General features: G+C 31.3%; 1 protein-coding gene. It reads left to right on the top strand.

Features of this window, described 5'->3' with window-relative positions:
* Nucleotides 1-230 (top strand): hypothetical protein (locus tag CD138_RS14485; RefSeq protein WP_180991073.1); only part of this gene is annotated, 230 nt, incomplete at both ends.

Here is a 230-nt window from a genome sequence, read left to right as displayed (position 1 = left end):
AGCACCATCAATGAATTTAAAACATATGAAATTAAGCAAATCGAAGAGCAATGTAATAATGATTACGAAACGCCCGAAGAATTTGAAATTCGTTGGGTTAACAAAATGCAAGAAGTAGCTAAAAACCTAAGACGTAAAAATATTGAATGTAGAACTGTTTATTCAACTAATCCTATATTTACACAACAATATGATCCGTACATTGATGAAGAGGCATTCGTCTATGAAGA

This window comes from Staphylococcus intermedius NCTC 11048 (assembly GCF_002902385.1).
GTDB classification, from domain to species: domain Bacteria; phylum Bacillota; class Bacilli; order Staphylococcales; family Staphylococcaceae; genus Staphylococcus; species Staphylococcus intermedius.
This window is presented reverse-complemented; position numbering and strand designations above follow the sequence as displayed.